Annotated in this window: 20 protein-coding genes and 3 pseudogenes; 5 read left to right on the top strand and 18 right to left on the bottom strand. The window is 42.8% G+C overall.

Features of this window, described 5'->3' with window-relative positions; genetic code table 11:
- Positions 1-6 precede the first annotated feature (6 nt).
- Positions 7-348, top strand: a complete 342-nt coding sequence (locus tag V7K48_RS05990) for a 4Fe-4S binding protein (RefSeq protein ID WP_335070519.1) — start codon at positions 7-9, stop codon at positions 346-348.
- A 24-nt stretch (positions 349-372) separates the two neighbouring features.
- Here the strand turns inward: V7K48_RS05990 and V7K48_RS05985 are convergent, their stop codons facing one another.
- The 16 genes and pseudogenes from V7K48_RS05985 to V7K48_RS05910 form a co-directional block, all read right to left on the bottom strand.
- Entirely contained in the window at positions 373-510 is a 138-nt protein-coding gene (locus V7K48_RS05985) for a hypothetical protein (protein WP_335070516.1), read from the bottom strand.
- A 228-nt stretch (positions 511-738) separates the two neighbouring features.
- Complete coding sequence (locus V7K48_RS05980) at positions 739-2010, bottom strand: MFS transporter (RefSeq protein WP_335070513.1); 1272 nt, start codon at positions 2008-2010, stop codon at positions 739-741.
- 135 nt (positions 2011-2145) lie between these two features.
- Complete coding sequence (locus V7K48_RS05975; protein WP_335070510.1) at positions 2146-2307, bottom strand: hypothetical protein; 162 nt, start codon at positions 2305-2307, stop codon at positions 2146-2148.
- Positions 2308-2406: 99 nt separating this feature from the next.
- A complete protein-coding gene (locus tag V7K48_RS05970) occupies positions 2407-3210 on the bottom strand; it encodes an ABC transporter substrate-binding protein (RefSeq protein WP_335070507.1) in 804 nt (267 codons plus the stop codon).
- Positions 3211-3459: 249 nt separating this feature from the next.
- On the bottom strand, positions 3460-3783 hold the full coding sequence (locus V7K48_RS05965) for a GNAT family N-acetyltransferase (RefSeq protein WP_335070505.1): 324 nt from the start codon (positions 3781-3783) through the stop codon (positions 3460-3462).
- A gap of 159 nt (positions 3784-3942) precedes the next feature.
- Complete coding sequence (locus V7K48_RS05960; RefSeq protein ID WP_335070503.1) at positions 3943-4338, bottom strand: FAD/NAD(P)-binding protein; 396 nt, start codon at positions 4336-4338, stop codon at positions 3943-3945.
- Positions 4339-4347: 9 nt separating this feature from the next.
- The gene (locus V7K48_RS05955; RefSeq protein WP_335070501.1) at positions 4348-4575 is read right to left on the bottom strand and encodes a hypothetical protein; all 228 of its coding nucleotides are present in this window, start codon (positions 4573-4575) and stop codon (positions 4348-4350) included.
- Between the two features lie 61 nt (positions 4576-4636).
- Complete coding sequence (locus V7K48_RS05950; RefSeq protein WP_335070499.1) at positions 4637-5668, bottom strand: ABC transporter substrate-binding protein; 1032 nt, start codon at positions 5666-5668, stop codon at positions 4637-4639.
- A 31-nt stretch (positions 5669-5699) separates the two neighbouring features.
- Positions 5700-6773: an aliphatic sulfonate ABC transporter substrate-binding protein gene (locus V7K48_RS05945; RefSeq protein WP_335070497.1), complete on the bottom strand. Its 1074-nt coding sequence runs from the start codon at positions 6771-6773 to the stop codon at positions 5700-5702.
- 170 nt (positions 6774-6943) lie between these two features.
- A pseudogene (locus tag V7K48_RS05940) lies at positions 6944-7564 on the bottom strand (MetQ/NlpA family ABC transporter substrate-binding protein).
- Entirely contained in the window at positions 7548-8738 is a 1191-nt protein-coding gene (locus V7K48_RS05935) for an LLM class flavin-dependent oxidoreductase (RefSeq protein ID WP_335070495.1), read from the bottom strand. The pseudogene V7K48_RS05940 and the gene V7K48_RS05935 overlap by 17 nt, the downstream one beginning before the upstream one ends.
- Positions 8739-8840: 102 nt before the next feature.
- A complete protein-coding gene (locus tag V7K48_RS05930; RefSeq protein ID WP_335070493.1) occupies positions 8841-10073 on the bottom strand; it encodes an acyl-CoA dehydrogenase family protein in 1233 nt (410 codons plus the stop codon).
- A 61-nt stretch (positions 10074-10134) separates the two neighbouring features.
- A complete protein-coding gene (locus V7K48_RS05925) occupies positions 10135-11481 on the bottom strand; it encodes an LLM class flavin-dependent oxidoreductase (RefSeq protein WP_335070491.1) in 1347 nt (448 codons plus the stop codon).
- 18 nt (positions 11482-11499) lie between these two features.
- Entirely contained in the window at positions 11500-12360 is an 861-nt protein-coding gene (locus V7K48_RS05920; protein WP_335070489.1) for a MetQ/NlpA family ABC transporter substrate-binding protein, read from the bottom strand.
- 335 nt (positions 12361-12695) lie between these two features.
- Positions 12696-13532 carry a hypothetical protein gene (locus tag V7K48_RS05915; protein ID WP_335070487.1) on the bottom strand — a complete coding sequence of 279 codons (837 nt, stop codon included), beginning with the start codon at positions 13530-13532 and terminating at the stop codon, positions 12696-12698.
- Positions 13533-13599: 67 nt separating this feature from the next.
- Positions 13600-14694, bottom strand: a complete 1095-nt coding sequence (locus V7K48_RS05910) for an LLM class flavin-dependent oxidoreductase (RefSeq protein ID WP_335070485.1) — start codon at positions 14692-14694, stop codon at positions 13600-13602.
- A 163-nt stretch (positions 14695-14857) separates the two neighbouring features.
- Here V7K48_RS05910 and V7K48_RS05905 point away from each other — a divergent pair, with 163 nt between their 5' ends.
- Positions 14858-15913: an LLM class flavin-dependent oxidoreductase gene (locus V7K48_RS05905; RefSeq protein ID WP_335070483.1), complete on the top strand. Its 1056-nt coding sequence runs from the start codon at positions 14858-14860 to the stop codon at positions 15911-15913.
- Positions 15914-16539: 626 nt separating this feature from the next.
- Here V7K48_RS05905 and V7K48_RS05900 read toward each other — a convergent pair.
- Positions 16540-17130 (bottom strand): annotated as a pseudogene (locus V7K48_RS05900) (IS630 family transposase); the annotation flags it as partial.
- A 190-nt stretch (positions 17131-17320) separates the two neighbouring features.
- Positions 17321-18001, bottom strand: coding sequence for a hypothetical protein (locus tag V7K48_RS05895; RefSeq protein WP_335070481.1), 681 nt, complete (start codon positions 17999-18001; stop codon positions 17321-17323).
- 9 nt (positions 18002-18010) lie between these two features.
- Between V7K48_RS05895 and V7K48_RS05890 the strand changes: the two are divergent.
- The 3 genes and pseudogenes from V7K48_RS05890 to V7K48_RS05880 form a co-directional block, all read left to right on the top strand.
- A pseudogene (locus V7K48_RS05890) lies at positions 18011-18703 on the top strand (DUF4351 domain-containing protein); the annotation flags it as partial.
- 307 nt (positions 18704-19010) lie between these two features.
- Entirely contained in the window at positions 19011-21671 is a 2661-nt protein-coding gene (acnB, locus tag V7K48_RS05885) for a bifunctional aconitate hydratase 2/2-methylisocitrate dehydratase (protein ID WP_335070530.1), read from the top strand.
- Between the two features lie 157 nt (positions 21672-21828).
- The gene (locus V7K48_RS05880; RefSeq protein WP_335070479.1) at positions 21829-22644 is read left to right on the top strand and encodes a DUF262 domain-containing protein; all 816 of its coding nucleotides are present in this window, start codon (positions 21829-21831) and stop codon (positions 22642-22644) included.
- The last annotated feature ends 73 nt before the right edge of the window (positions 22645-22717 follow it).

The raw sequence follows: 22717 nt of genomic DNA, 5'->3' as shown, positions 1-22717 counted from the left end.
AATGTCATGATCGAGCTTGTCAGCCATAAACTCTGTATTAATTGCAATTTGTGCGTCCAAGTGTGTCCTACCAATGTCTTTGACTCCATACCCAACCAGCCACCTGCGATCGCCCGCAAGGAAGACTGTCAAACTTGTTTCATGTGTGAGGCTTATTGCCCTGCGGATGCACTCTATGTTGCGCCTGAATCTCATACCAATGTTGCAGTCAATGAGGATGATTTAATTGAAAGTGGCATCATGGGTGAATATCGTCGCCTTTTGGGTTGGGGATATGGTAGAAAAAACAATAGTGAATTGGATACGGCTCATAAACTGCGTCAACTGCCACGTCCTTATCAAAGTTAATTTGGGTGTTTGGGGAGTGGGTTTTTATTCAGCACTTTCAAGCACTTTTTGACGTGGTTCTGGAAATACTTTGGAGACTTTATTCAAGAAATATTCGCCATAAGTTCCGTCAAATTCGTGAACACTGGCTTTATCCCAGCGATCGCTTTTATCATCGTTCACTACTTACATTTTACCCCAAGAACGTCAGTTCAAAATTGTTGTGGTAAGCGATTGGGCTTAATAGAACGCGCTAGCAAAATGGTAGGTAGTCCTTACAGCACTGTTAGTTGATCTAAGATGACAGTTCATTCCATATATTTAACTAATCATGGTTATGACAGTTATTAACCGAAAAATATTACCATCGCTCCCTCCTTAATTGCACTTTTCCAAAGAGAAGCAACTTGTTTAGCGATCAATCCAACGGCTCACTGCTGGCAATTGTGCAGAGAACCATAGCGCACCTAAGATATTTAGACTGCCACAGACAATCAAGGCATTAGTCGCACCAAAATTATATGCCAAAGTTCCAGCTAACAGATTCCCAAAGGGCATCATACCCACCATTGCTAGGGCATAAAAACTCATCACCCGTCCGCGCTTATCCTCGGCAACTAGGATTTGGATAATCATATTACTACTGGTAATCAGGAGGATGGAAAAGCAGCCTGTAAACACCAGTATGATTATGGATAATCCAACTTGACGCGATAGTGAGAAGGAGATCAGACTTATCCCGATCAAGACTTGAGCGACTACAATCAAACGCTCTAAGCCGGCAATCCTTCGCCTGACACTGAGATACAAACAAGCAAACAACGATCCAATCGGCGCTGAGGTGCTCAGGTGAGCCATCGTAGTTGCATCCCCATTTAAAATCTTAGCCGCGAAGACGGGCATGAGCGCGACATGAGACATCCCGACTAAACCTTGTAACGCTAGTATTAATAAAATTGCTCTAATGGGCTGGAACTTGGAGACATATTCAAAGCCCTCTCGCAATTTCTGCAAAGTATCGCTAAGGCTCGTAAGAGTTTGCATGGATCTGACTTTCAGCCGCATCGCTAGCAGGGTAAAGATGGCAGGGATATAGCTGAGGGTATCGTAGAGAAAACAATATTTCACCCCTAGCGTCGCAATCAAAATCCCACCCATAGCCGGTCCCAATACCAGAGAGGAACTTAACATCACTGAATTCAAGGCGATCGCATTACTCCAATCAGCGCGATCATCTACGGTTTCGGTGACGATTGTATGACGCACGGGCATATCTAATCCCTTGAGAAAACCATTGAGAACACTCAGTACCAATAGGATGGGAAACGTCATCGAATTCCTAAAGGTAAGAATCGTTAATGCCAGGGAAACGCTAATTCCCAATATCTGCACTAGCATTAACAAATCACGACGACTCCAGCGATCGGACAATACGCCCGAAAAGGGAATCACTAATAACGTAGGTAAAAATTGTACAAAGCCTGCAACTCCCAACAACCAAGCCGATTTAGTTAAATCGTATACCAGCCAAGGAATAGTTAACTGCTGGGTCATAAATGTCCCAGACATTGATAGTAACTGTCCCCCAAAAAACAGGCGAAAATTACGCCAGCGAAAGGCGGGTAAATATTGGTAAATGATATTACTTACGCGATCGCCTAGTTGTCTATTCCAAATTTTCATTAGCGGAATTATACTATGTTTTACTAATTATTAGCGTAACTAATATTTAGCTTAACTAATAAGTATAGGATAATTGCGTAGTTTACCGCCGCAGGCATCGCGTCTGGTTTTGTAGCAAGCTTGCTGATTCAAAGGTTAAGCCTTATTCTTAACGGCATCCGGTATAATTGCTGCATACTGTTGGGCGGTTAGAGTTGCTCCTCGAATATCGACTAGTTTCGGCACGACTTTCAGTTGATATAGAAGATCCGCAACCTTTTGTTGAGCATTAATTACTTCCTCATTGATCGGTCTCATGTCATACTTTCTTCTCGCCAGCGTTAACTCCATAGTATCCACGTCAGTCTTGACCTTTGGGACAAGGATTTCGGCAGCTGCGCGCCTATTTTTATTTGCTCACTGCCCAATCTGAGAGTACTCTGACAAAATTGCTTTCAGGAAATCAGCATTATTAGTGGCAAAATCTCGTGAAGCCAAGTAATAACTCCCTGGTGTATTAATTCCTTGTGCGTTTCGCAAAATACGAATACTACCTTCGCGCTGGAGCTTAATCAGATTCGGATCGCCTTCTACAAAAGCATCAACGGTCTTATTGAGAAATGCTGCTCGGCCATCCGCAATAGTTAAGTTTACTGATTGAATATCACTAATTGTCAGCCCGGACTGTTCCAAAGCTTTTACCACAAAAAAGGTCTGAGCCGTACCTCTAGAATAAGCAACTTTTTTACCTTTAATATCTGCCAATGTTTTGATAGGAGAATCCTTTAACACGATAATTGCAGAACCTTCTCCAGTACCTGGTGGGGTGTTAACTACATAGATCAAATTAGTACCAGCAGCCTGGGCAAAAATTGGTGGTGTTTCACCGGTTGGCCCCATATCAATACTACCCACATTTAAGGCTTCTAAGAGCGGTGGTCCGGACACAAATTGAGACCAAGTAACACCTATTTCTTGAGGAGCTAAACGTTTTTCAATTACGCCTTTTTCATGAGTTAGATCCCCTGAAACTTGGTAGCCAAGCCGAACAACCTTAGTACTACTACTGCTCTTAATATTAGTGTTACTGGCACTGTTATTGCCGATACTGGTCTTGTTTGTACCACAACTGGTTAAAGTCGTAAAAGAAACTAATCCATAGAAAGCGTAGAGTAAATCACGTCTGGATATCGAATATTTGCCAATTTGCACTTTTATCATAACTAGTCACTTGATATTAATATTAATATCTTTAGGCAAAAGTTTAGGCAGTATTATACTATGTGTCAATCGCGCCTATCGGCAGGATAACTATATTGCTACTATCGAGATTTCGGAAATCAACCGTTGTGAGTTCATGCCAGTAACACTTTGACATTGTTTAGAAGGGTATTTGAAATAATACGGTAAAGTCTACTAAAGTTAAAACGGCTGCAAATGCAGTAGGAACAGAAATTGTAGAATTGATTGCTACAGAAATACTAAAACTTTCTCGAAAACAATTGCATCGACCCACACATCTGAGTTGTAAATTAGTTCTCCCACTTGTTGATATCCTTGGCTTTTATAGAAAGACAAGAGCTTTAGGTGTGTCTTCACTTCATCCAACCGTACAGCAGAGTAACCGCACTCAATGGTAAGCTTCTCTATAGCTTGCATACACCATGTTCCTATCCCTTTGCCTTGCCAAGATGGAAGTATTGCAAGTTTATGTACATACACTGCCGGAACATCTGATATCTGCCAAAGAATATTTCCATACTTGATGTAGCTCAATGGAACTGTTGTCATCATCTCAAGTGTGACTTTCAATTTTTTAGAAGCACCATTCATTAACCATGTGCGGCAGGTAACGCAACAAATCCAAGCTTTTGACTTTGTTATTCGGTGTGCCGTCTTGAGTAATGATGTTTTCAGCCAGTATACGCACGTATTCCTAGTGCCTGACGAAGGTTATAGCAACATCGTTACTGGAATCCCCAGAAAATGCCGATACCAGCTGAGGTACTCAGCCCACGCCACTCGTGGAATGCGGTCAAGCGCTGCGTATGCCTCAACACCGTGCCGCGCCTCGTACCAAGCTTGAAATGATAGCGCCGGAATGCCCAGTTCTGGCCCTGGCAGGTTTTTCGGTGTGCGTAGCTTTTTCATCCGCGCCCGCGTCAGCCACACGCCAGCATGAGCTTTGTCCTCAGCCTCATCGATGACTCTCACGCGGCCAATGCCGGCACGCCGCAGGGCAAATGCGAAGGTGCTGCCACTGCCACTACCGCCTACTATCGTCACATTGTGGTCAATGCCTGAGCGATCGCTCACCCAGTTTTCGGGATCGGGGCCGAGTAGGCGCAAGGGCTACGCCTACGCCTTCAAAGAAAAACTTTTTAGTTTGCTGAAAATCCCAAACCGTTTTATCTCCTGCTTAAGAACACGCTCACGATCAGCAAATTCTTGTGGTGGTAATTCCCAAATATCACGGTTTTCATGTTCTTGCTGATCTGTTAATTGGAGATGATGAGGTAATTGAGACTGTTGCCCAAATAACCAAGGTACTCCATTTAATAATTCTCTTTCTATTCCATGAAACATATTTTTACCATTATTAAAAATAAGGTGATTTTGACATTTAGCTTTTTACTCCTTGCTGCAATTATTGGCATTTAGCAATATCTTTGTTAAAACTGCTGTCCCAAAGTTGTTTCACATCAACTTTTATGGGAATTACACCCGCTTGAAAAAAGGTATCAGCAACCTTTTGCTGAGAAGCAATAGCTGCATCAGAAACAGGAAGTAATTCTTGACGACGCTGTTGTTGTCCTTGCAAGGCATCCTGATAAACGATGCCTTCATCAACATCAATGATAGTTGCATAATTCTTCGACCATTGCTTGAGATTAGATTCCCGCCAAGTTTGGGATTTCTGCAAACGACAGAGAAAATCAGCGATCGCTACTTTCTTTTGGGGATCGGCGATCGCATTGGGTGAAGCAATAATCACAAAGTTACCACTCAAAATATCTTTTGCAGATTCCAGAACCCGCGCCCCTTCTTTTTTGGCTTGGGGGATGGCATAACCGTAGGTAGCCCAAGCATCAAGCTGTCCTTTACGAAAAGCCGAAAGCCCATCGGGTATCGATAAAGGAATTGCATTGATATCCTTCATCGTCAGCCCGACTTCTTCCAACATCTTAATCAGGAAGTAGTGGGCAGTTGTAGCTTTAACATAACCCACTTTCTTACCTTTAAGGTCAGCGATCGTTTTGGCAGTCGAGTCCTTAGGTACGAGTACAACTTGACCAACCGTCGGTCCTTTGAGAGTGGCAATAATTTTTACGGATGCTTTCGATCCAATCGCAAAAATCGGCGGAATTTCACTAGCTGAGCCCAAGTCAATCGCACCAGCATTGATTGACTGTACCATTAAATTACCCCCAGTAAACTCAGTAAATTGAGTTTGATAAGGGAAATTATCTAGTTTAGCTAACTTTAAATTTAAGTCCCAGCCACCTTTAGATTTAGCAACATGCAGTTGAGTTGTATTCGATAGTGCGATTTGGGATGAACTAGGATTAGCAGCGATCGTTGCCGGACTGGTAGACTTAACCTCTGAGCAAGCTGTTGTTGCTAGAGCTAACAAGCAACCCAGAGAGAAGAAAAAATTCTGCTGCAAATTGGTAGACACGTTATTTTTGGGTATATTTTTGTCATCTTTACTACCTAACAGCGGTAGTTTCTAACGGACACACTGCCGTTGTAATATCTACTCGTTGCGGAATAATTTTTTGCTCTAGTAACCAATCAGCTGTTTTCTGAAGATTGGCGATATCTTCAGCATTAGGAAATATGTAAGACTCTGGGCCTCGATTTTTCGTCACCTGCTTGGCTACCGCATCAGAGACTTTTAGCTCTTTAACTAAAAAATCTGATGCAGCATTAGTATGTTGATTTAACCATTCACCATCCTCACTCAAAGCAGTAAGAGCAGCTTTCACTGCTACAGGATTTTCTTTAGCTGCATCACCACGAACAACCATAATGGCGTAGGTAGGAGCAGGGTGTGTAATGGTGATTCTTCGCGCCTTATGTTGTAACTGGGCAATGGAAATATAAGGTTCCCAAACAGCCCACGCATCAACAGAACCTTGATATAGAGCAGGTGCAGCGTCATTCGGTGATAAATAAACTCGCTGGACTTTATATGAAGGAATATTTTCTTTTTCCAAAACTTTTAATAACAGATATTCGCCTGCACCACCTTGATTAACAGCAACTTTTTTACCTACTAAATCAGCCGGTTTACGAATGGGAGAATCACCACGAACTAAGATAGCATTACCTAAAGAATCTGGACTAGGACGCTGTACAGAGCCAATACAAAGAGGTTGTCCAGCAGCAATTCCAGAGATGGAAGGAATATCACCACAGCCACCAATATCCGCTCGATTACCATTGAGAGAACTTAAAAGCGTAGCGCAACGGTCAAATGGCCCACTCCATTCAACTTTAATATTTTGCGTTACTAACTGACGCTCTAGCTCACCCCGTTGACGTGCAATGGGAATAATCCCACCTTTTTGGTAGCCTAAGCGAATCACATTGTTTTTCTCTGTAGTTTTGGTAGTGAGAGTTTTTGAAGAGGAATCTGAGTTAGCTGCGGCATTGATAGCTGTTTGTTGACTGCAACTAGAAGCTATCAAAGCAAGAAAAGACGTTGCGATCGCAAAGATTATACTGGCAGAACATTTTTGTTTGTACTGAAAGCGGTGTTCTTTTAAATAATTCACCACAATTGACTCCTTGATATCAATTTTTAGGAGTTTAAGCAGCCATATCTATGATGACAACAAGTAAAATACACTAAATTGATTGACTTACCGTAGTATTTAGAAAAAAGATACCACCTTTTGATGGGCTGTTCAAATCTAATCAATATTTCTTTACCTTTGACTATAAGAATTTAGTCTGGTTCATTTTCTCGACCTTGTAATGTAACTAATGCAAGAGCGTATTTCTTGTCTTTAGCTGTTTCTTCACCCATAGAATTAGGTTCTATCCCTGCAAGTGCAACAGTTTGAGCAGAAGATACTATGAAATCTACATCATTAATAGCTCGCACAACTTGTACACCTTCTACTTCCTTGATTTGCAAGTTTTTCGGTTTAGCAGAAATATCTCTTTGGGTTACAAAGTGTTTAGCATTTTCTTTTAATTTAATGAGATTATTAGTTGCTAACAGCCGTAATCCTCAGTCGTTATTGATGACATCATTAGCAATTGTCACAGTTGTATTTTGGGGAATTTCACTTAATGATTTGAACTTTTTAGAGAAAAGACCAATTGTGTTTAAATAAACTGTATTCAATGCTACTAAATTTAGATTGAGTTCTTTCCTAGCATTATTCATGAAAGCTCTGTACTGAAAGAAATTAGCATCAATGACTTTATCTCTCAAGGCTGTGTTGGGTTGTATCCAGTCATTAAAGCTAACAACTTGAATCTCTAAGCCTTCTTTGAATGTGTTGCCCGATTTTAGAGAATTAGTATTAGCTAGGTTGGAGAATTTAGACTCGAAGTCCAGCCTGTTTCAGTAGTGGTAGAACGCGCTTACCGAAGAAATCCAGATCAGGCTCAAAATCATAGAAGGCAAGCTGGAAACCATCGACACCAGCTTTATTGAGTTGCAAAATTTGCTCGGTGATTTGTTCGGGTGAACCGATTAGCTGCACATTACCGCCGATCGCACTACCAACGCCATGACGCAGATTTCCCTTTTGATGCCCTCTCCATGCGTGTGCATCGCTGCTAACGCCAGAACGTCCAGCAATTGATTGATAATCAGCATGGTCGATAATCGCCTGAGCATATTCTTCCGCCTCTTTTTCAGTTTCACGCACGACAATAAGCGGATTTAGGAGAGTGCGGACTTGCCTACCATTAGTGATCGCCGATTGTTTGACACGGGCTGTATGGGCGGGTAACGACGACAAGGCGCTTTCTATATCACCGCCAGCCGGACTGGTGAGAAATACGATATCAGAATGGCGACCCGCAAACTCGATGCCAGCATCTGAGCCAGTAGCGTTAACTAGGATGGGGCGACCATAAAGTGGGCGGGGGCTGATGTAGGCATCCTTAAACTGCCAAGAACTCTGACTTTTGTAAGAAAAGTTCTCTGTTTCCGACCAGAGTCGTTTGAGGACGGTGACAAATTCATCAGCGAGTTCATAACGGCGATCGTGTTCGATTTGGCTCCAGCCGAACAGTTCGTGCTCATAAGCCCGGTGTCCAGTGACAATGTTAATTCCCCAGCGACCTTTAGAAATGTGGTCAAGTGTCGCACCAAATTTAGCCAGATGGATGGGATGCCAAGGCCCGTAGAGAACGTGAATTGTTGAGATTAATAGAATGCGTGAGGTAATGGCAGCAAGGGAAGCAGTAGCGATGAAGGCATCTAAACCTGCTTCTGTGCGAGTTGGCCCTTGTCCGCCCTTCGGCTGCCAGGTAGAATAACCAAAAACCAGGTCAAAACCTAGCTCCTCTGCCTTTTGGGTAAGTTTGGCATTGTAATCAAATGACCAGTCTGTAGTACGCGGGAGCTTAGAAGAACTCCAACCACCGTGATGAATCGGTAAGAATAGCCCTAGCAGTACTGGCTGCCGGAGAGCTTGGGATAATGGGCTTTGGGGATAGTCTGTTGGAGAGGCGATCACTTCTTTACTTGCTCTCAAAAAAGTAGTGTCAATTGTACTCATAGTTGCTCTCAACGGTTTCGGTTGGCTGCGAGATCCCCGACTTCTGAATAAATACTCATAAAGTGGTTTCCCATAGGTTATAAGTCAGGGATCTGAACAAAATTAGAAGAATCCTCGTTGCGGCAATGGTGTACCGTTGATCTCGTAGTCCCCGATCGCACGAGCCTTAAAGTGATTTGGGTTGTGTGAGGATAAGGTACGGGCGTTGCGCCAATGACGATCAAAGTTGGAGTTTTTCTTTGTTGTGGAAGCCCCACCCACTTCAAACAATAAGGTAGCTGAACGTAGAGCCAAATCATCAACAATCAATTTGGCTTTGGATGCACTCAAAGAAGTTGCCAGTGCCGCGGCCGTCTCTGCCTCTTCACCCTGAGCTTGGGCAGCAGGGAGGCGATCAAGACCATCAGCTGCTGCTAAAGCAATCGCTTCGGCAGCAAAGGCATTGGCGGCAATCTGCCCGACAGTCTGTTGCAAGATTGGGTCTTCTGAGGCTTGCTCAGATACAGCATGGTAGAAAGTCCGGGGTCTGTTACGGATCAGGGCTGTAGCATCGCGTAGAACGTTGCGAATAATACCAGCGTTGATGGCAGTCAAAAATAATTGCGGAACGATGTTGTAGGGCAGGTCGTCTTTGTCTGTGTCAAAAAGTACTTCTTCAGCCTCTACACGGACATTTGTGAAGGTAGTCGTTCCCGTACCTGTGAGTCTTTGTCCGAAGCCGTCCCAGTCGTCCACCAGTTCAAGACCCTCGCGGTTAGTAGGAATGAGTATATACGCTGTAGAGCCATCTGGTGCTAACACACGCACAAAAATCCAGTCTGCGTAAAGGCTACCAGTGCTGTAATATTTCGTTCCATTCAGACGATAGCCGTCGCCATCGGGTGTCAATTTTGTATTCACGACTTGGCGACCACCTGATCGCTTGGCTTCTAGTTCAGTCGAAGCGAGTCCAATAATCGCACCATCGACAACGGCCTTGAGCCAGCGACGATTCCTTTGGGTGCGCTCAGAACGCAAAATTCGCTCCGTTATAGAGAAATGATTCCGCACAATGTGAGCGACATTTGGATCGGCATCCCCCAGCCAAATCACGACCTCGAATAGTTCGCGTGCAGTGCTACCACCACCACCTTCGGCAACGGGGATTCGCAATGCACCCAACCTGGAACGCCGGATCAATTCAACCACATTATAAGGAAGGATGCGATCGCGATCGCGCTCACTTGCTCCCAGAGCAATGAAATCGAACAAAGCTTGCAGTTCGGGAGATTTGGCTGTGACAGGAGCGGAGAACTGGAAAGTAAAATCTATAACTTTTTCTTCAATATGAGTCATTGTTTTTCTCTCTATTTTGGGAATAAGGGACTGGGGAAAGAGATTTTTATCACATAAGCGTCTAGCTAACGGAAGCAGTGGTGGTCTGGAAGAAGCGGTTGACAGGGCGCGTCAGTCCCAAATTTTCGCGCAGCGTCTTGCCCTCGTACTTTTGACGAAAAATCCCACGTCGTTGGAGTTCTGGCACAACTTTATCGACAAAATCATTCAATCCTTCAGGAAGAAAAGGGAACATAATGTTGAAACCGTCAGAGCCTTCCTCAATCAGCCATTGCTCCATCTCATTGGCGATGCTTTGGGGTGTGCCAACGAAGGCCAGTCCGCCGTAACTGCCAACGCGTTGCGCCAGTTGTCGAATAGTCAAGTTCTCACGTTGCGCTAAGGCTATTACTATTTCTCGTGAAGAGTGACCAGCGTTATTCGGTGGGATTTCTGGCAAGGGGCCATCTGGATCAAAGCCGGAAACGTCATAGCCAAGTGCGCCATTTAAACTAGCGATCCCACTGTCATAATCTACTAAGCTGTCCAAATAAACACGCTTGGCATGTGCCTCGGCGACAGTTTCGCCCACAATGACTAAAGCACCTGGAAGGATTTTTATACTGTCTGGGTCACGTCCGATCGCCCGCGCCCGTTCCTTAATGTCTGCAAATAAAGCTTTGCCAGCTTCCAAATTACCAGCAGGTGCAAACACAGCCTCGGCGGTTTCAGCGGCTAATTGCCGTCCGGCTTCGGATGCGCCTGCCTGAACGATTACCGGCCAGCCTTGGACAGGTCTGGCAATGTTCAATGGCCCTCGCACCGAGAGATATTTTCCCTTATGATTCAGAACGTGAAGCTTTGCAGGGTCGAAATAAATCCCTGCTTCCACGTCCCGAATAAACGCATCGTCAGCAAAGGAATCCCAAAGACCCGTAACAACATCATAAAATTCTCTAGCCTGCCGATAGCGTTCATCATGCTCTATCTCTTCTTCTAATCCAAAGTTGAGCGCTGCGTCTGGATTGGCTGTGGTGACGATGTTCCAGCCAGCGCGACCGCCACTAATATGATCGAGAGACGCGAAGCGGCGAGCGATGTGGTAAGGCTGGTCATAGGTCGTGGAAGCGGTGGCTACCAGCCCGATGTGTTCGGTGACGCTGGCAAGGGCAGAAAGTAGGGTGAAAGGTTCAAAGGATGTAACAGTATGGCTGCGCTTCAGTGCGTTGATTGGCATATTCAGTACCGCTAAGTGGTCAGCCATGAAGAATGCGTCAAACTTGCCTTTCTCTAGTTTCTGGATGAATCGTTTCAGCGCTGGAAAGTTGAAATTAGCATCAGGCAAAGCCCCAGGATAGCGCCAAGCGCCTGTATGTATGCTTACCGGGCGCATAAAAGCACCTAGTTTTAATTGCTTCAATCTGCTCATCAGTCCTCCGTATTAAGTTTAAAATACAGGTGCGATCGTCCCCTTGAAGTAGTTATTGATATAGTCCTTCAATTTGGGATCGACAACCAATTGATTTAGTTTTTGGATGTTGGGATCATTTGCTTTTGATTGTACAGTTGCTAAACCCACCGCATAATTTTTGTTAGCCATGCCAATCTCGTCTAACACAATAGGATTTAGAGATACCTTTGCTTGCACAAGGAAGGATGCAGATGTCACAGCTAAATCTAGATCATCTAACGCTCTAAGAATAGCGTAATTGTCTAACTCCTTAATTTGGAGATTTTTGGGATGTTTAATGATATCTTTGATGCTGTAATACTCCCCTGGCTTTTCTTTTAAATTGATTAAGTCGATGTGTTTCAGGAATTTCAAGGCGCAGTCTTGATTGCTGTCATCATTAAAAATAGCAATTGTCGCCCCTATAGGAATTTCATTGACTAATTTTATCTTTAGTCGTTTTGAATAGAGTCCAGTTATGGTGGTATAACTGCGATTCAAAATGACAAAATCCGCGTTGATTTTTTTGGCAGCTTGCTTCATAAACGGTTCGTGCTGAAAAAAGTTAGCATCAATTTCCACATTCCTGAGAGTATCGTTAATCTTCACTAAATCAGCGATAGTCATGATTTGAAAATCTAAGCCTTGACTGGAGGCTATTTCTTTTTGAATGAACTTCAAAACATCTTCAGTGGTGCTATTTCGAGATCCAACTTTTAGTAGTGCTGTCTTAGTTGATTGGCTGACTAATTGACTAGTTGGTGAATTTTGGCTTGGCGTACAACTGACAAAAAGAACGGATGCGATCGCTAACCCTATTGTCAGGATAAAATAAGGAAAATCGAACCACAGAGACACAGAGGAATAAGAGTTTGAGAGGTATTTGGCGTTAGTCTTGAAAAATTAGTTTTATTAGATAAAATATGATAAAAGTTAAATTTTAAAATTGTAGTGTTCTTGGCGACTAAATTGAAAATTTTTGTCTAGCAATCAAAAAATAATTAGTATAATAGCTAGCTAGTCCAAATGAAATATTAATAAATTAATCTCAAAAGCATAAATATTACTAATTCATTAATAAATTAGTAATATTTAAAATTAATAAAATCTCGCATTTTGTAAGTAAGAGAGTTACAAAATGTATAATTCACAATCAGATATTAAAGAGTTTCTATCTTCTGCTTGCTTCAACATCAATCATTCACACTCACAAGTTTGGGCAGTCTAGATATAGGAATATCCAAGAAGTAAGAAAGAATCTCTCGCCGCCAAGCATCATAAAGTACTGGCAAATCATCAATTTCAATACCAATAGCTTTTTGACTCAACTGCCAATGATCCCGAAGGTAAGGATTGCGTCGGCGTTGGCCTTCTTCATCTGCTTCTATAACTTGTGCGATTAAATCCTCTTTCTCTGCAGGCGAAGCTTGATCAAATTTACGTTGCCACCAGTCTACAACTCCCAAGCGGTGAACTGCTTCATCTGGCAGGATTCTTTCTGCCGCAAACTTGGCTGAGTCTGGGTCGTTGATTTTGCTGGTACGGCTATTGATGAATAACAAAGCCACAATATGAAGTTCGTAATGCAACTCAAATGCTAAAAAGCCTTGCCAATTACGAATAGGTAAATCACCCATATAATCCCAATGCTTCTGCACCTGCTTTTGGATATCCTCAATTGGGTCATGTCCCGATATAGCCTGCGCTCTTAAACGAGTATTTTGAGCGTGTGCGCCATCATCACCTATTTGTCTACTCAAAAATAGCTGTAATTCTGGGTCAGCAAAGGAGTCAATTATCTTAGCGCAGACTTGCACAATAAACAGGTCATGGGCTGCACCAGCCACACGGAAGCGGTAGAAATTCTCTCTTTCCTCATCAGTTTCCGGCGATCTTGGTTCTTGCGTAGGCGTAGCCCGCCGCAGGCATCGCTTCTTTGGAATGTAAGGGGCGTACTTATCAAGCAGTTTGTCAAAAATTTCCAGTTCTAAATCAGTAGTCCAAGCTGGACGAGTTAAAGTGGCGGTCATAAAGTTTCCTTTGGGCTTATACTAATTCGTAATTAAAAAATTCAGATTTCGTCTAGGTTTCAGGGTTTTAATCTATTGCCCACCTCTTAGCCCTAGCCCCTATTTTCAAGTTGGCGTCTACCGTTAACGCTCGCACTCTTGGTATAATTTCCGCAGCAAAACGCTCCATTTCTGGGGCAAAAGGCTGGAATTGCAGCATGAAAGTATCAATTCCTACTTTGGTAAATTCAGCAATCCGATGGGCTACAGTTTCATAGCTACCAACCAATCCTGCTGCTGTACCACCATTGCTCCCCACACCAGGGTACTTAGCCATGTTTTTGAACATAACTACTTCAGAATCTACTCTTTTGAGTAATTCTGAGCGATCGTCTTGTGTTAGTACCATTGCTCTAAGGTTTTGATATTCCGCTTCCGCTTCTTCGTCTGTCGGTCGAGCAATGACAAAAGCTGACATAGCAAAGCCCAGAGGTTGAAAGCGAAACTTAGTTTTTTGAGCAACTTGAGCAATGGTTTCGCGGATGACTTCAATCGGACGACCATTCAGGAAAAATGTATGCGCTTCTTTTGCAGCTAGTTCTTGGGCTGGTTCTGACTCTCCCCCTAAATATACACGCGGATGTGGTTTGGCTATAGGTGGAGGATTGAGCTTCAAATCATTGATCTGAAAATATTCACCGTAGAAGTTAACTTTTTCTCCACTCCATAGGGCTTTTACGACCCTAATCCATTCATCCGAATAACGATAACGCTCATCGTGGGTAAGGAAATTTATCCCCAGTTTTTCCATTTCTGGCTTGAACCAGGCACTTACTAAGTTAATAGAAAAACGTCCATGACTTATAGCATCAAGACCTAAAGCCATCTTTGCTAAGACGGCGGGATGAAACAGTAATGGCTTAACAGCTGCAATAATCTCGATAGAGTTTGTTGCTTGTGCAAGAGCTGCTGCTGCTGTCCAAGTTTCTAGCTGGTCAAGTTCTTGGTTTCTGGGATTGATGATATGTTGCGCTATTAAAGTTGTGGTAAATCCGCACTTTTGGGCCAATTGGATTAAATTCTTGGCTCGTGAGTAACTAGCATCACGAGGTTCAAGAGGATGGTTCATCACGCCGCAGTTGCCGTAAACAGGAATCCAAATCCCATAGTGTGGTTCAGACATAGCTTTCTAGAACCTTTGTAGTCGGCACTAAAATTTTATTTTTGCACCTTGAATAAATATACTATAAATCTATCGATTTATAGTAGTATACTATGAGATTTGCATATATGAGGATAAAAAACAAGATATATCTCCCCAGTCCCCATTTAATTTGGAAGTAAAAATGTCAGAACCACGCTATGGTATTTGGGTCCCTGTTGGAGGTAACTTTGGCCCTCTCAATACGCCAGATGAACCGATTGATGCTAGTTATGAACGCACGCGATCGCTAGTATTAGAAGCAGAAAGTTTAGGATATGTCACAACCTTAGTAGCACAGCACCTTACCAATCCCCGTAGTCTAGATTTAGAACAGTTGGAAACTTGGACAGCTTGTGCGGCCTTGGCTGAAGCTACAGAAAGTATAGAAATTATCGCCGCGATTAAACCTTTATTATTTCATCCAGCAGTTCTAGCCAAAATGGCTTTGGGAATTGATGCAATAAGTGGGGGACGTTTTGCCATCAACCTAATTAGTGCTTGGTTTCGCCCAGAAATGGAGCGTATTAATATTCCCTTCCCTCCCCATGATGAACGTTATCGCTATTCTGGTGAATGGTTGCAGGTTGTTAGAGATTTGTGGAGCGGTGAGAGGGTGAACTTTGAGGGTGAATATTTCAAAATCCAAGATTTGAGCTTTCGACCTTTCTCTGTTGCTCAACCCTATCCTCGTATCTACCTGGGAGGAGCATCAGACCCAGCACAAATTTTAGCAGCCCAACAAGCCGATGTTTATTTCATCAACGGTCAGCCGATTGAAGATGTCCGCAAAGTAATTAAACAAGTTTTGAGCCGACCCCGTTTCCTAGCCCAACCAGTCAGCTTTGGTCTGTCAGCCTTTGTCATTGCCCGGACTACAGACGAAGAAGCGCAAGCAGAACTAGAACGACTCATGGCACTGCAAAAGCTAGAAGAACAATATAAGTTAAGTGTTGCTAAAGGAGTTGACTCAGAAGCTGTTATGTTCCAACTCTTCGCCAAAAATCCGGCTGTTGGTGGCAATGGTGGCACAGCCGCAGGATTGGTTGGCAGCTATGATACGGTTGCAACTCGCGTTGCAGCTTTCGTTGATGCAGGTATCGACACTTTCATGCTGCAATTTAATCCCTTTGTTCGGGAAATGACATGTTTTGCCCAAGAAGTTATGCCTCGCGTGCAACACTTGCAAAAAGTTGCTTAGTTGTTAACCGAATGCGCCCTTCCAACGGTTGGTAATTTGTGATGAGCGATGCCTAGTTGGGCTACACCGAGAGCAGATCATAATTAACTAATTGCCCGTGTCATTACCCCTAAGGAGGATTGAAACTTTTACAACAGTTCCAACTGGATAGGAAAATTAACTTGCAATACTTAATGTTTGATAAACTAGCAATTAGAGTATCATGCTAACTGTAATTTGCAGCACACACTCTCAGGCGATCACAAACTTTCGAGAACGAACGTAAAAACAAGGATTTCAGCCCTTACCAGCAAGGAGCGAACAGTATTTGTTTAATAGCGATCGCCTAAGAACAGTTAAAGCCATTGGCTAAAATGGTGATTAAAACGTGCTTTTTTGATATTCAAGTGTTTTGCTGAAATGACCATCTGGCAAAACTTCTAAAAAACTTTGTGATCTACTGACAATGCCTCCATCGTCACCTACAGCAACGGGGAAGACATCAGGCTAAAAGGGATAAGCGATAACATACTTTTCTTGTTTTTCGGTTAGCTCAATACCACATTCTTTAACAATCTTTCGGGCTATTTCCGAGCGGTTCATGGTCAAAATTAATAGTTATATCATGTCCGGTAGCTTACCCATAATTAAGCGGTAACTTGAGGCCACCATTGGAAGTTTGTCAAGTCCCGAACTAAATCTTGCTGTTGGAGCAATTGTTTACAACGATGAAATAACACTTCTTCCAATTCATCAAGATTCTTAAATGAACGATTAGCAATAGGTTCGTTTGTGAGGGGCCAAAGTCTTTCAGCTGGTTGAAGTTCTGGAGAATGAGATGGCATCTCAATAATATGAATGCCTTGTGGCACATTCAGCTTAAGAGCAGTATGCCATCCGGCTTTATCTAATGCCAATATAATTTGTTTTTGATCTCCCACGTTAAAATGTTGAGCGAAATCAGCCAAGACTTGATTAAAAATTTTTGTATTTACAAAAGGTAGTATCCACCAATATGTTTCACCTGATTGTGGGTAAACAAAACCATACAACCACAACCATTTGAACAGCCAATTCACATTTGCGATTGATATTGTCCATTCATCTACCCAAATCTTTCTAATTATTGGTTTAAGTCCAACTCGATGTTCATCCATTGTCCAAACTTGTACGTCGGCGTTTGGATACTTTTTTTGAACTTGAGTGACCTGATTTGCTAGCTTTTTTTTCCATTCTTCCTGTTCGGCAAAGTCTGCTTATTCATTAGTTGGTCGAGGTACTGTCAGACATAATTTCATTGCTTTTAAATACTCCCATCCTCGTCGTCTACTAACTGGATGTCCTAGTACCACAAGGCAGAAGTCAAAAGTCAAAAGTCAAAAAGCTTGTGTTGTCAGCTTTTCCCTGATTGTGAATGGTATCTCTATTCTAACTGCTAATATGGTGTCTATTGTGTGATAAATCATGTTTTCTATGAAGTAATCGTTCCCTCTCTAAAATTATCGCTTCTAGCTCACTGGCACGTTCTTCTGAAAGTGGAAATATCTCCTCACCCGTCTGTAAATTGCCTCGACAAATCGTCCGTTTACCTTCATTTCGGACAATAAAATCACCAGTGGGTTGCACATAAGCAGTCCAATGGCTACCAATTTTAAACTGCTCAATTTCATTACTTGCAGATTGATTGGCTTGTCGCTGTTCTTTTGTAGTAGCGATCGCCACTACTAAATTATCAAACATTTCTTGACGCCAGAGATCACGGTGAATGGCTCGGAATTGCCCAGCAGTATCTAACTTTGGTTCTGATTCCGGTAATGGAACTTCTGGCAGATTGATTGACTCAGAATTAACCTTGAGGATAATACTAGAGCTATCTGGTTGCAAAGTAGCTACAAATGTAGCACCAATCGGCAGTTTTGGACTATCAGGAGCAAAAGTGCCTAAATTCTTGCCATCAATCTGTAATATCAGTGTACCGTTGTAACGATAAAACTCTGGATGAGATTCGGGTAACTCAAAAACTGCCACTTCCAGAGTAACGCTGCGCTTTTTCCATCGCTTACTAGCAAAGTTTTCATTGGCAAAGTGGTTGTATTTGATACCCAACACTTTAATTTCATCAAACAGAACTTCCGCAATCCAGCTTCTACCGATGAGATATGCGACTGTATTCTCAAATTATTAGAAGTTAAGGCTTTTCTGCGACGGGAATCTAAAGCCAATAAAACCAAACTTCAAGACTTAGAAATTCCCAAATTGTGGGTTCTTACACCTACCATATCTGAAACTAGATTATCTAGCTTTGGAACTATGCAAAAAGACGGTTGGTTGTCGGGAGTACATTTTCTACCAGATGCCTTGCGGACAGCAATTGTGGCGATACACCAACTACCGCAAACACCGGAGACTTTGTGGTTGAGGCTTTTAGGTAGGGGAAGTGTGCAATCACAAGCGATTATCGAGTTGCAAGCGTTACCATTAGATCATCCATACCAGAAAACAACCCTAGAATTAGTTTACAACTTGCGCGAAAACTTGAGAGTAAACCAACAATTAGAAGTAGATAATAGGGAGTTAATTATGCGACTAGAACCACTTTATCAAAGAGACAGAGAACAAGCCAAAGAAGAGGTAAGGCAAGAAGGAAAATAAGACTTAATACTGTGTCTAGTAAATCGCCGTTTTGGGGAAATTGATGCATCATTAATCGAGCGAATTAAAGGCTTATCGATTGAACAATTAGAGAATTTAGGAGAAGCATTGCTAGACTTTTCTAGTGTTGCTGATTTAGAAACTTGGTTAAACCAATAATCAATCTAATTCATTATTACTACACCTGGCGACTAGTAGAAGTCACGTCTATACAGACAAAACCCACCTCCGTGGGTTAAAAATCTTTGATTTTCTCTTAGTCCACGGAGGTGGACTTTGTTGGTGTAGTAGCGAATTATATTTGCCTAATACTTTTCAAACTATACCTTCAGTATAAAAAAGATTTGCAAACAACCGATTACTCATAAGACTTTCAGCTATAAAAATCAGGTAAACTTTTATAGCCAAAAATTGCCTAAAAATATTTCATAATTAAATGGAGAACATCCCAATGGAGAACACAAAAATGCTAGAACAATACCGTAAGCATGTTGCGGAACGCGCCGGACTCGGTATTCCCCCTTTACCATTGGATGCGAAGCAAACCTCAGAATTATGTGAATTACTGAAAAATCCGCCAAAGGGTCAAGAGGAGATATTATTGCATCTATTGAGCGATCGCGTTTCTCCAGGTGTTGATCCAGCAGCTTATGTCAAAGCTGGATTTCTCACCGCGATCGCCAAAAAGGAAATCACCAGTCCCTTGATTTCGCGCATAGAAGCGGTGCAATTGCTAGGGACGATGGTAGGTGGTTACAATGTGCAATCTTTAATCGAACTACTGCAATGGCCCACCATATCTCTCTCAGACTCATCTGAAACACCTCTGGTGATGGGTGGACAAGGAAAGGAACCCATCGCTGCCTACGCCGCCAACGCCTTAAGCAGAATTCTCTTGGTGTACGACGCTTACCACGATGTTTTAGAATTGTCTAAAACCAATCCTTTCGCCAAGCGGGTAATTGACTCCTGGGCTGAAGCTGAATGGTTTACGATTCGTCCCACAGTACCAGAGGCGATTACTGTCACCGTTTTTAAAGTCCCTGGCGAAACCAACACCGACGACTTATCCCCCGCCCAAAGTGCCACAACTCGCCCAGATATTCCCTTACACGCCTTAGTGATGTTAGAGTCACGGCAACCGGGAAGTTTGAAAACCATTGCCGAACTGAAGAAAAAAGGGCATCCTGTAGCTTACGTTGGGGATGTAGTTGGTACAGGTTCCTCGCGTAAATCTGCCATCAACTCCGTATTGTGGCACATGGGAAATAATATACCTTTTGTGCCAAACAAACGCGCTGGGGGTTATGTTTTAGGTGGTGCGATCGCGCCTATCTTCTTTAACACAGCAGAAGATGCCGGTGCTTTGCCTATTCAGTGCGATGTCACCAAACTAGAAACCGGCATGGTAATTACCATTCATCCCTACAAAGGCGAAATCACTAATCAAGCAGGCGAAGTCATTTCCACCTTTGCCCTCAAACCTGACACCATCCTCGATGAAGTTCGCGCAGGTGGACGCATCCCCCTACTTATCGGACGTACCCTCACCGACAAAACTCGTCTTGCACTTGGTTTAGAACCCAGCACTGTTTTCACCCGTCCCCAGCAAGCCTTTGATACAGGTAAAGGCTACAGCCTAGCCCAGAAAATGGTAGGTAAAGCTTGCGGATTACCTGGTGTGCGCCCTGGCACATCCTGCGAACCCATCATCACTACCGTTGGTTCCCAGGATACCACAGGCCCCATGACCCGCGACGAATTGAAAGAACTCGCCTGTCTTGGTTTCAGTGCAGACTTAGTGATCCAAAGTTTCTGCCACACTGCTGCTTATCCCAAACCAGTAGACATCAAAACCCATCACGAACTCCCGGATTTCTTTGCCTCCCGTGGCGGTGTTGCCCTCCGCCCTGGTGATGGTATCATCCACTCTTGGTTAAATCGGATGCTGCTACCCGACACCGTAGGAACTGGCGGCGACTCTCACACCCGCTTCCCCTTAGGTATTTCCTTCCCCGCCGGTTCTGGATTAGTGGCGTTTGCAGCCGCTTTGGGTGTCATGCCTTTAGATATGCCAGAGTCAGTTTTGGTAAGATTTAAAGGTGAATTGCAACCAGGTATCACCCTGCGAGATGTTGTAAATGCCATTCCCTACGTGGCAATTCAAAAAGGTTTGCTGACAGCAGAGAAGCAGAATAAGAAAAACGTTTTCTCCGGGCGAATTCTGGAAATAGAAGGTTTGCCAGATTTAAATGTTGAACAAGCCTTTGAGCTCACCGATGCTAGTGCCGAACGTTCCTGTGCAGGATGTACAATTAAGCTGAGTGTAGAGACAATTTCGGAATATCTGCGTTCTAACGTCGCGCTGCTGAAAAATATGATAGCACGAGGCTATCATGATCCGCGTACCATGCTGCGCCGTGTGGCAAAGATGGAAGAATGGTTAGCAAATCCGGTGTTATTGGAAGGCGATGCTGATGCTGAGTATGCCGAAATAATTGAAATTGATTTGAACGAAATCAAAGAACCAATTGTTGCTGCTCCCAATGACCCTGATAATGTTAAGTTATTATCGGAAGTTGCTAATGATCCAGTGCAAGAAGTATTCGTCGGTTCTTGTATGACGAATATTGGTCATTATCGGGCAACAGCCAAAGTTTTGGAAGGTGCAGGTGAAGTAAAAACTCGCCTGTGGATTTCACCACCAACGCGCATGGATGAACACCAACTTAAAGAAGAAGGTGTATATAGCATTTTTGGGGCTGCGGGTGCGCGGACAGAAATACCAGGATGCAGCTTGTGCATGGGAAATCAGGCGCGAGTTGCTGATGGCACAACAGTGTTTTCTACCTCTACCCGTAACTTCAATAATCGCATGGGTAAAGATGCGCGAGTGTATCTTGGTTCAGCGGAATTAGCCGCAGTTTGTGCGCTGCTGGGACGGCTTCCGACAGTGCAGGAATATTTAGATATTGTGGCGAGGAGAATTCATCCTTTTGCCGATGATTTGTATCGGTATTTGAACTTTGATCAAATTGTTGGTTTTGAGGATGAAGGGCGCGTGATTGCGTTGGAAGATATGCCGAAGCTTGAGGATATTTTAGGTATGCCTACTGCGGCGAGGTAGGTAATAATTGACATGAAACGCCGCAGGCTAAAGCCTGGGGCTACACGAACGAAGCCCGCATTAGCGGGCTTTTTAATGCAAATCAATCATACGTAAGTCTTTGATAATCCAAAAATTTAGTTATTATCGTATATGATACATAAAGCAAATAACAAGTATGAAAGCATCAGAAACAAGTCTCCGTAACTTACTAGAAGGTGGTAAACAGTTTCAAATACCTCTTTTTCAGCGACCATACTCTTGGAAAAAGGAGAACTGGGAGACTCTGTGGGAAGATTTGATAAGTCTCTATAATGATGATGAAAAAGGCTTTTATTTTCTTGGGCCTATAGTAACCCAAGCTGAACTGGGAACCGCTGACGGTATAAGTCGATATATTGTTATAGACGGACAACAACGTTTTACAACCCTTAGTATTCTCTTGGCGGCATTAAGAAATTATCTCAAGAAGTCTGACAAACAAATAGCAGAACAGATACATGAATTTTTTTTAATAAACAAGTATCAAAAAAATGATGATTTTTATAAAGTGCTGCCTACTCAAGATGACTGTGACGCATATAAAAGCATTATCGACAATAAGATACCTAAGGCTAAAAATAAAGAATCACAATCAGGAGCAATACATGAAGCTTATAAATTTTTTGATGGCAAGTTGAAAAAACCTTTTGTAGATGAGGATGTTTTGTTAGACTTTACCAAATTTAAAAATATTATTCTAGAACGTTTAGTATTAGTAAATATTACTTCTGATAACAACGATAACCCATATCTTATTTTTGAAAGCTTAAATAACAAAGGAGAAGAATTAACCCAGGCAGACTTAGTTCGTAATTATATATTTATGAAGTTACCTTCTGAAGAAAGGGATGAAGTTTACAACAACGAATGGTTGCCTCTTCAAGAAAGTTTTAAGTTAAACATGAAGCAAAAGGAATATGCAGAAGAACTAACTAATACCAATTCAATGTGAAGCTGCATAGAATAGAGCTTCCAGGATAAAGTTATAAGAAGAGACAGAAATTACCTGCTCAAATGTAAGTTGG

Source organism: Nostoc sp. (genome assembly GCF_036919615.1).
GTDB lineage: Bacteria > Cyanobacteriota > Cyanobacteriia > Cyanobacteriales > Nostocaceae > Nostoc.
This window is presented reverse-complemented; position numbering and strand designations above follow the sequence as displayed.

Excerpts from the sequence above, each read along its gene's own strand:
- V7K48_RS05970 (WP_335070507.1), bottom strand. The coding sequence starts at position 3,210 with ATGATAAAAGTGCAAATTGGCAAATATTCGATATCCAGACGTGATTTA.
- V7K48_RS05930 (WP_335070493.1), bottom strand. The coding sequence starts at position 10,073 with ATGACTCATATTGAAGAAAAAGTTATAGATTTTACTTTCCAGTTCTCC.
- V7K48_RS05975 (WP_335070510.1), bottom strand. The coding sequence starts at position 2,307 with ATGAGACCGATCAATGAGGAAGTAATTAATGCTCAACAAAAGGTTGCG.
- V7K48_RS05935 (WP_335070495.1), bottom strand. The coding sequence starts at position 8,738 with ATGAGTACAATTGACACTACTTTTTTGAGAGCAAGTAAAGAAGTGATC.
- V7K48_RS05980 (WP_335070513.1), bottom strand. The coding sequence starts at position 2,010 with ATGAAAATTTGGAATAGACAACTAGGCGATCGCGTAAGTAATATCATT.
- acnB (WP_335070530.1), top strand. The coding sequence starts at position 19,011 with ATGCTAGAACAATACCGTAAGCATGTTGCGGAACGCGCCGGACTCGGT.
- V7K48_RS05990 (WP_335070519.1), top strand. The coding sequence starts at position 7 with ATGATCGAGCTTGTCAGCCATAAACTCTGTATTAATTGCAATTTGTGC.
- V7K48_RS05910 (WP_335070485.1), bottom strand. The coding sequence starts at position 14,694 with ATGTCTGAACCACACTATGGGATTTGGATTCCTGTTTACGGCAACTGC.
- V7K48_RS05905 (WP_335070483.1), top strand. The coding sequence starts at position 14,858 with ATGTCAGAACCACGCTATGGTATTTGGGTCCCTGTTGGAGGTAACTTT.
- V7K48_RS05880 (WP_335070479.1), top strand. The coding sequence starts at position 21,829 with ATGAAAGCATCAGAAACAAGTCTCCGTAACTTACTAGAAGGTGGTAAA.
- V7K48_RS05955 (WP_335070501.1), bottom strand. The coding sequence starts at position 4,575 with ATGTTTCATGGAATAGAAAGAGAATTATTAAATGGAGTACCTTGGTTA.
- V7K48_RS05965 (WP_335070505.1), bottom strand. The coding sequence starts at position 3,783 with ATGATGACAACAGTTCCATTGAGCTACATCAAGTATGGAAATATTCTT.
- V7K48_RS05915 (WP_335070487.1), bottom strand. The coding sequence starts at position 13,532 with ATGACCGCCACTTTAACTCGTCCAGCTTGGACTACTGATTTAGAACTG.
- V7K48_RS05925 (WP_335070491.1), bottom strand. The coding sequence starts at position 11,481 with ATGAGCAGATTGAAGCAATTAAAACTAGGTGCTTTTATGCGCCCGGTA.